This window comes from Enterobacter cloacae complex sp. P12RS (assembly GCF_014895875.1).
In the GTDB taxonomy this organism is placed as follows: Bacteria; Pseudomonadota; Gammaproteobacteria; order Enterobacterales; family Enterobacteriaceae; genus Enterobacter; species Enterobacter bugandensis.
Genome location: NZ_JADBQO010000108.1, coordinates 1 through 1,367, shown reverse-complemented (window position 1 = coordinate 1,367; position 1,367 = coordinate 1). Strand labels below are relative to the sequence as shown.

Here is a 1,367-nt window from a genome sequence, read left to right as displayed (position 1 = left end):
CCCTTTAAGAAAGAAATATATTTGCAGCCATCGGACCACTAAGCCCATTTATACGATAAAATTCAACACGAACGCCAAGTTTTAACGTTTGGCTTTCATTATTACTAAATGCGGAAATATGTAAAAAAACATCTTTCCTGCCATCTGATGGGATAATCAATCCCTTTCCGCTCTTGAAGTCAAAACTTTTGACAATTCCTGTCATTTTACGAGACAAATATTTTCCTAATGGCAATCCAGATTTGACTATACAGGATTGGTTAATAATAGCCAAACCTATTTTATTGGACTTCCGGAAGGCTAAAATAAAATTTGCTTAATCTTTCAGCACGTGCCTTAATGGTTTGGCTGATTCATTGCGATGATGAATCAAACTTTTCCAAAAGCCGTTCTCATAACTAGGTGTTATCTCTGATATCCCTCCTTTTGAGTCCATACATATACCAGCATACGTTTCTTATCATGAGCTTGCTTGTCAGTTTGAAATGTTCAAACGGAGTTTGTATGTCATCTAAAATCATAGGTCTTGTTAAGTGGTTTAACGAAGATAAGGGGTTTGGCTTTATCTCCCCACTTGATGGAAGTAAAGATGTTCTTGTTCACACTTCTTCCCTTCGGGGAGAAACATTTAATACTCTTTTTGAAGGACAAAAAGTCAAATTCGCTATCATAGCTGGAACTAAAGGTCCAATCGCTGCCAATGTAACACTTTGCGATAGATAATTTTAGATGGTTTACTTAAGCCAGCATGACTTTATCAGTGAAAGGTGATGTTCGGTTACTCACATCATTACAACAGGCCAGCATATTTACTTACCATCAAGTTTGCTGACCGATGTGATGAAATGCAGGACTGCTGCATGAACAGTCTCAAAGCAGAAGCTAACTGCTTATAAAATACTAAAGTGCGTAAGAGGTTAGGCAACCTCCAAAAGCATCACTTCTTATTTTTTAATAATTTTTTTTAGAAGCGCTGGGAAGATTTGAACAAAGCGCTACAGTATGGGCACACCAGCTGAGCCCCCTTTTGTACACGATTGTAACTATGTTCAGAATCTTTTGAGCAGATTGGACAAGGGCATTTTACTAAATAATTTCGGCGGAATTGAGAGTTTTTACGTGCAGACATAGACTTCTCCAGTTCAAATGGACCGTTACAGTACACGTTAAGACTGTATAATGCTTGTTTTAATTTCGAAAGAGGCAAAAAAAATGAACAAACAGAACTCTTTCGACCACCTGCAGGGGCTAGAAACCCTCAAAATACATGGTGATATATGAAAAAAGTAATCATTTTTTTTAATGGTAAGCCAAGTAAAGTTATCACTGTGCTTAAAGGTGTGACATCAATACGCGAAGAATATCCT

The 1,367-nt window shown here is 37.2% G+C and carries 3 protein-coding genes; 1 reads left to right on the top strand and 2 read right to left on the bottom strand.

Annotation, left to right across the window (positions count from 1 at the left end):
* Positions 1-4: 4 nt before the first annotated feature.
* On the bottom strand, positions 5-217 hold the full coding sequence (gene cspF / locus IM284_RS23140; RefSeq protein ID WP_071993719.1) for a cold shock-like protein CspF: 213 nt from the start codon (positions 215-217) through the stop codon (positions 5-7).
* A gap of 287 nt (positions 218-504) precedes the next feature.
* Here cspF and IM284_RS23135 point away from each other — a divergent pair, with 287 nt between their 5' ends.
* On the top strand, positions 505-723 hold the full coding sequence (locus IM284_RS23135; protein ID WP_028013321.1) for a cold shock domain-containing protein: 219 nt from the start codon (positions 505-507) through the stop codon (positions 721-723).
* A 241-nt stretch (positions 724-964) separates the two neighbouring features.
* On the opposite strand, the gene IM284_RS23595 is transcribed toward IM284_RS23135, so the two are convergent.
* Complete coding sequence (locus IM284_RS23595; protein WP_219810710.1) at positions 965-1,129, bottom strand: YnfU family zinc-binding protein; 165 nt, start codon at positions 1,127-1,129, stop codon at positions 965-967.
* Positions 1,130-1,367: the final 238 nt, after the last annotated feature.

What these genes read in the sequence shown, in the direction of transcription:
- IM284_RS23595 (WP_219810710.1), bottom strand. Translation starts at nt 1,129, where the DNA reads ATGTCTGCACGTAAAAACTCTCAATTCCGCCGAAATTATTTAGTAAAA.
- IM284_RS23135 (WP_028013321.1), top strand. Translation starts at nt 505, where the DNA reads ATGTCATCTAAAATCATAGGTCTTGTTAAGTGGTTTAACGAAGATAAG.